This is a genomic window from Gemmatimonadota bacterium (genome assembly GCA_040882465.1).
Taxonomy (GTDB): Bacteria; Gemmatimonadota; Gemmatimonadetes; order Longimicrobiales; family Gaopeijiaceae; genus JBBEBG01.
The window spans coordinates 114,052-120,610 of the sequence record JBBEBG010000018.1 but is presented as its reverse complement, the minus strand read 5'-3'; the positions used below and the strand labels follow the sequence as shown (position 1 = coordinate 120,610).

At 65.5% G+C, this 6,559-nt stretch carries 6 protein-coding genes; 2 read left to right on the top strand and 4 right to left on the bottom strand.

Annotation, left to right across the window (positions count from 1 at the left end; genetic code table 11):
- Positions 1 to 602, top strand: a 602-nt coding sequence (locus WEG36_05875) for a hypothetical protein (protein ID MEX1257128.1), incomplete at its 5' end; no start/stop codon positions are given.
- Positions 603 to 645: 43 nt separating this feature from the next.
- Here the strand turns inward: WEG36_05875 and WEG36_05870 are convergent.
- From WEG36_05870 to WEG36_05860, 3 genes are all read right to left on the bottom strand, one after another.
- Positions 646 to 792, bottom strand: coding sequence for a hypothetical protein (locus WEG36_05870; protein MEX1257127.1), 147 nt, complete (start codon positions 790 to 792; stop codon positions 646 to 648).
- A 91-nt stretch (positions 793 to 883) separates the two neighbouring features.
- Complete coding sequence (locus WEG36_05865; protein ID MEX1257126.1) at positions 884 to 1,792, bottom strand: MBL fold metallo-hydrolase; 909 nt, start codon at positions 1,790 to 1,792, stop codon at positions 884 to 886.
- A gap of 33 nt (positions 1,793 to 1,825) precedes the next feature.
- A complete protein-coding gene (locus WEG36_05860; GenBank protein MEX1257125.1) occupies positions 1,826 to 2,980 on the bottom strand; it encodes a hypothetical protein in 1,155 nt (384 codons plus the stop codon).
- A 305-nt stretch (positions 2,981 to 3,285) separates the two neighbouring features.
- Here WEG36_05860 and WEG36_05855 point away from each other — a divergent pair, with 305 nt between their 5' ends.
- On the top strand, positions 3,286 to 5,577 hold the full coding sequence (locus WEG36_05855) for a DUF5916 domain-containing protein (protein ID MEX1257124.1): 2,292 nt from the start codon (positions 3,286 to 3,288) through the stop codon (positions 5,575 to 5,577).
- Positions 5,578 to 5,584: 7 nt separating this feature from the next.
- Here the strand turns inward: WEG36_05855 and WEG36_05850 are convergent, their stop codons facing one another.
- Positions 5,585 to 6,517, bottom strand: a complete 933-nt coding sequence (locus WEG36_05850; protein MEX1257123.1) for an SUMF1/EgtB/PvdO family nonheme iron enzyme — start codon at positions 6,515 to 6,517, stop codon at positions 5,585 to 5,587.
- Positions 6,518 to 6,559: the final 42 nt, after the last annotated feature.

Below are 6,559 nucleotides of genomic sequence, written 5' to 3'. Positions count from 1 at the left end.
TCGTCGACCTCGAGGCGCGCACCGTGCGAACACTTAGCGACTTGGAAGGTTCTAGCTTCTATCCGAGTTGGACCCGAGACGGGCGAATCTTTGCTCGGAACGAGCGGGCGGATTTCCGTGGATTTGTTCTCGTGGACAATGTACTGTCTTTGCCTCCAATGCCACTCAGCGGTCTGGGATACCGGAAACCCGTAGTCGAGTGGTCAGAGGCATTTCCGCACTCACCGCTGCAATCCACCGTTTTTACTCTGGTCCTCGTCTGGGCACCTTGGAATCTTCATGCGTTTGAGGCGCTACAGGCGCTACAGGATTTTGCCGATCGGGTATCAGCAGGATGGCACGATGTAACGGTATTTCACGCGGTTGAGTCCGGTATAATGGAAGAGGAAGTAGCACGTATCTTGACTCAGAAAGGCATTGCGGTCACGCGAATCCACAGTGAACCAGATTACCTTCTCAACACGATGGTTCACAGTCAGAACCCGACCTTTTTGCTTTTTGCGAACGGAATGCTTGTTGACTGGATGCACGGCAACCGAACGCTCTCTCAGTTGTCTGCGTGGGTTGATGGCGCAGAAGTAGCGAGAGACATGGGGTGGTGAAGAGTCAATCCCAAAGTTAGTTGAAACAGAGGCGACCTTCGACTCAGGCGACGGCAGATGAACTGCGCTCGGAAAGATTGATCCCGAGGCCCTTCTGAATGGCAACCTTGAGGTGTGGGAGGTGCCGGTAGCCGAGCAACCTCCTGAGCCGGGGCTCGATCTCGAAGAGCGTTTCCTCCTCCGTCGCCACGCGGAGGAAATCGTCCGCCTCGCACGGGAGGCCCGCCTCCCGAACTAGTCATGTTGGCGACGCATCTCCCGGCGGGCCCGCAGGAGAGGCCTTACCGCCGCATCGCTGCCAGCTCGTCGTACGCAATGCCCACCGCCAGCGGAAGGCGTGACGCCGTACCTCCGAACTCGAAGCCCGGCAACGCCGTGAGCGCGATCGCCGCTTCGCGCGAACTTCCGGCCGCGAGCGCCCGTTCCGCGACCCCGATCACCGCCAGGAAATAGTCCCGCTGGAAGGAGACGTCCTCCCGCGTACCCGTGGGCGGTGCGCCCGCTTCGTTGTGCCCGAAGATGTAGATCGCGTCCGCGGGGTAAATGGGAAGGAAGGTCTCGATCACCTGCACCCATCCGTGTACGGTCCCGCCCGCACCGGCATCTATGTTGGGCCATCCGTGGTTGTTCAGGAGGTCCCCGAGATGGACGACATTCGCTTGCTCGAAGTAAATCGCGCTGTCCCCGCCCGTGTGCGCGGGGCCGTAATGCTTCAGGTGGATCGTTTCGTCGCCGATGGAGAGCGAGGTCTCGTCGGTGTATGTCGTGTCGGGGAAGGCGCCTTCATCCGGCGGAGTGCTCGCACGACCGGCCACGCGCCGCTGGTTCTCCAGCGACCGCTCGTGAGCGACGATCCTCCCCACGGCGGGACGCAAGACCGCGTTCCCTCCGATGTGATCCGGGTGATGGTGGCTGTTGATCAGGACGTCGATCGGGAGCGTCGTGCGTGCGCGGACCCCCTCCAGGAGCAGTGGGGCGGTGTCCGCGAACTGGGAGTCCACGATCGCGACCCCGTCCGCGTTCATCAGCCATCCGACCGTCCCTCCCCTCTCAGTGAAGATGCCCACGTTGCGACGGAGCGGGACGAATTCTGCCCGCGTCCTCCCGAGGAGACTCGACGGCCCTGCGAGGGCGCTCCCGGCGAGGCCGAGGGCGGAGACCTTCATGAAATCGCGGCGGCTCCAGCTCATGTTTTCCTCACGGTCAGGGGATTCGGCTCTGCATCACGGGACCCGCAGCTGAAGGGCGTGGCGCCTCACATGCGCGAGTCCCGTCTCGTCGCGGAAAACGCCCAACACATCGTCCGATCCGAACTCGTGTACCTCCAGGCCGGCGGGGAGCTCCAGAGTGCCGACGAGCTCCCCTGTCCGGTCGTCGTACAGCCACCAACGCTTGGTTCCCGAGGCCCAGGGATCGTATTCCTCGACCCAGACGCGCCCTCCCTCGCCGACGACGATCCGCTCGAATGCCGGCCGGATGTCGGGGACGAGGTCGGGGCCGAATACCGCCTCGACGTGTTCGATGCGCTCAGGGACACCTCCGGCTTCCTCGATCGCGTCCGCCTTGAGCTCGGCGACGTCCGCGTCCGTGAGCTCGACATCAAGCGGCGGGAATCGGCTGAGCCGAAGGAGCTCCCCGTCGAAGTTCCAACGCCGAAGCTCGAACCGGTCATTCGGCCCGCCGACGATCCCGTCGTCGAGGACGCCGTATGCGGCGTCCCGTCCCAACGGGAGCTGGGCGGTGACCGCCATCATGAAGTCGCTCGCGGATCCATACTGCATCTGGAGCCACTCCTCCCCCGGGATGGCGAGGACGGGGCCCATCAGCCGGCCTGTCGGGTCGAAGAGGGTGAAGCGGATGGAGTCTCGCTGGGCGACCGTCGCCCCCGCGGCGAGACCGGCCCCGAGCGTCCTGGCGCGGGCAACCGCGAGAAAGCGACGGTCCTCCAGGACATGCACCCGCCAGAAACGCGTGCTTGTGCTTCCGAACACGGTCCGCACGATGGGCTGTACACCGTCGAGCGGAAAAATGGTGATCCGGCTCGCCTGTTCGTCCCAGGCCCAAACGCTGTCCGCCGTGACGAGGGGAACCGCCGTGAGCGTGCGAAACTGCCCCGGTTCCTCCCCCTGGCTTCCGAGACGCCGAAGCAGAGCGCCGTCGCGGTCGAAGATCCCGATCGTCCCCGTGCGTCCGTCCGCGACGAGAAAGGATCCGTCCGGAAACGATCGGACGGCCGACACCGAGCCAAAAAAAGACATCGGCTCGTTCGGGTCCATCTGCACGAGGTCGAGCTCCGGCTCGGCCTCGACCGACCCGAGGGACGGGTACTCCGAGGGTGCCCGGGTCCCGGTTACCGTCTCGCGCGCAGACTCCGGCATGGAGGACGGGGCGGCTGGCCCCATCAACCCAGGCGCTTGCGGAGCTCCCGCGCAGGCGACACAGACGAAAGGAAGCACCAAGCCGGGAATTCTCGTCGCCCTCACCTCAACCCACCTTTGCGGAAGTCGTCCCTGGGACCGCCTGGCGGCGGATCCGAAACGGGGAAAAGGTATTCCGGAACGAGGTGCCGAACCAGGGTGGGCTCGCGAGTGGTTCCGGGGATCCCGCACAAGGGGGCGACGACGGCGCCTCAGGCCTTGATGCCGTGCCGCGACGGGGTTAGGCTGGCGCAGCGCCCATCCCTATGAGACTCCCCTTTCCGGCCCCCACGGGTACCTCTGCCCTCCTCTGCCTGGGCCTTTTCGCCGCGGGGATCACCCCCACGCCGGCATTTGCCCTTCAACAGGTCGAGGAGCACGACCATCCGGCCGCCGACGAGGGTTCGGCCGCTCCCGAAGCGGCCGCCACCACCAACCGCGCGAACTTCACCATCGCGGCGGCCCGTGTCTCGGAACGCCCGGAAATCGACGGTGACCTGAGCGACCCGTCCTGGGAGCGAGCGGCGGAGGTCCGGGACTTCGTCCAACAGGAGCCGGCCGAGGGCGAACCCGCCACCGAGCGGACGGAAGTGCTCGTCATGTACGACGGCGCGACGCTCTTTTTTGGGCTGCGCGCCTACGATTCGGATCCGGGCGGGGTCGTGGCCACGGAGCTCCGCCGCGACGGCAATCGAATCCTCGACGAGGACAATTTCCAGATCATTCTCGACACTTTCATGGATTCCCGGTCGGCGTACATGTTCGTCGTCACGCCGCTCGGGGCGATGCTGGACCAGCAGGTCTCCGAAGAAGGGGCAGGAGGGCGTCGGGGTACGTCGGGAAATGTGAATCGCGACTGGGACGGCGTCTGGCGGGCTTCGGCCCGGCGGACTTCGGAGGGGTGGACCGCGGAGATCGCGATTCCCCTGGTGACTCTCCGTTTTCCCGCGACCGACACGCAGTCCTGGGGGATCAACTTCCAGCGAAACGTCTCGCGGAAAAACGAGGTCGCCTTTTGGGCCCCGATCCCGCGCGCCTTCGGCCTGACGCGGGTCAGCCTCGCGGGCACTTTCACCGACCTTCAGTCGCTCAGCCGGGGACGGGACCTGAGGATCAAGCCCTACCTCGTCGGGGGCGGGAGAAGGGAGGTCTCGGGCGGCGAGTCCGAGAATTCCACCTCCGGCGATGTCGGGCTCGACGTGAAATACGGGATCACCGCAGGGCTCAACCTCGACCTCACGGTGAATACCGATTTCGCCCAGGCCGAGGCGGACGACGAGCGGGTGAACCTCACGCGTTTCGCCCTCTTCTTCCCCGAGAAACGCGATTTCTTCCTCGAGAACGCGGGGCAGTTCAATGTCGGGACGACCGCCTCCCTCGGGAGGATGGCGGACCTCTTTTTCAGCCGCCAGATCGGGATTTCCGAATCCGGAGATCCCGTCCCGATCGTCGCCGGCGCCCGCCTGACCGGAAAGATCGGGCAGCACAATATCGCGGTCATGGACATCCAGACCGATGAAACGGGAAGCTCACCGGGAGAAAACTTCCTGGTCGCGAGATACAGCCGCGACGTCTCGAGCCGGTCGCGTGTGGGTGCCCTCTTCGTGAATCGGCAGGCGACCAGCGGAGGCCACTACAATCGGACGGTCGCCGCGGACCTGGTCTTCGCGCCGAACGCGAGCTTCACCGTGAACGGATTCTTCGCGGCAACCCAGTCTCCCGGTGTCTCCGGCGGAGAGCTCGGCGGGCATCTGCGGGCAGCGTGGCTCGACCCGTCCTGGAACCTCTACGCCGAGTATACGGACCTTCAGGACAACTTCAATCCGGAGGTGGGATTCGTCCCACGCGTCGGAATCCGGACGACCAAACTCCACATCGAACGGAATCCCCGCCCCGGACGATTCGGCCTCCGGGTCCTGGAGCCGATGTGGAACGTCACCTATACGACGGACCAGGACGGCCGCCTGCTCAGTCGTCAGTTCCACCACATGTTGGGAGTGCGCTTCGACAGTGGTGCCTACCTGAACTTCTGGCACAACCGATACTTCGAGCGGCTCGACGATCCCTTCCGGGTCGCGTCGGGCGTCGTCATCGCGCCGGGGGCATATCATTTCTACGACTGGCGCGTGTCCTACTCCAGCAACCCCTCGCGGCGCGTCACCTACAGCGTCTCCTGGGACCCGCAGACCTTCTACGACGGCGACCGGACGGACATCTCGCTCAGCGCGGGGGTGCGGATTACCTCGCAACTCGCGACGACGGCCCGGTTCACGCGCAACGACGTGGATCTTCCCGCCGGAGCCTTCGTGGCGGAGGTGGGGTCGCTCCAGCTCGACTACGCCTTCTCGCCGAACACGTCTCTCCGCACGCTGACGCAGTACAACTCGTCGAACGAGCAGTGGAGCACGAGCGTCCGCTTCCGATACATCTACCGCCCTGGAAGCGACCTCTACATCGTGTACGACGAAGTGCGGCGGGACGTGGCTGGAACCCCTCTTCCCACCGAGTTCCGGGACCACCAGCTGGTCGTGAAGATGACCTACCTCGTCTCGCTCTGAGGCGGGCTCAGCGGGCCGAAATCGCCACTCGAAAACCGATGAAGGGACGGCCGGCCCCCGGATCGGCACCGCCTCGGGTGGCGGCACGCACGTTTTGGAGCCCGTCCGAGAAAGACCCGCCCCGCATGACCCAGAGGGCGTCAGCCTGAAGGTCGAGGGGAAGTCCGGCAGGATCGTACGGGTAGGGCTGGAAGGGGCTCCGGGTCCACTCCCAGACGTTCCCGCTCATATCGGCGAGCCCGTGGGCGCACTCGGCACAAACAACGCTCCCCACGGGGGCGACGTCCGTCCCCTGGAAGTTCGCTTTCCCGCCCACCGGGTCGTTCCCCCAGGGGAAGATGCGCCCGTCCGTCCCGCGCGCCGCTTTCTCCCATTCGGCCTCGTCGGGGAGGGTGACACGCGCGCCCTCATCGAGGGCCCGGGCGAGTTCCGGAGGGGTATCGGACCAGTTCCGCAGCATCCCGTCGAGCCAGCGGGCGTACGCGAGCGCGTCGGGCCAGGTGACCGACGCGACGGGATGGTCGGGGGGTCCATCGAGCGCCGCGGGATCGACCGCGTACCGGGTGTCGGCGAGGAAAGCGCGGAACTGCGCGATCGTGACCTCGGTGCGCCCGATGTAGTAGGTGGGAAGGTCTACGGTCGCCTGTCCGCCGCCCGGCCAGAACTCATTTTCGTACGCGAGCGAATCGGCTTGGGGATCACTCCCCATAAGGAAGCGGCCGTCGGTAATCTCCACGAAACCGAGGAGGCGATCGTCCGGGAGATACCAGGCCGCGGGACGGACACCGGAGAGGGACTCAAGCCCCACAATCGGGGGGAGCGCGGGCCCGGCCGCATCGCGGATAGCCATGTCGAAGCGCTCCCCCACGAGGATGACCAGGGCGACGACGACGAGGGCGGCGAGGATGAGCTCCCCCCAGGCCTTGAATTTCGGCTCCATGCCACGCGGGTCCGTGAGCGCCTTCCAATTCTCCCCCGACGA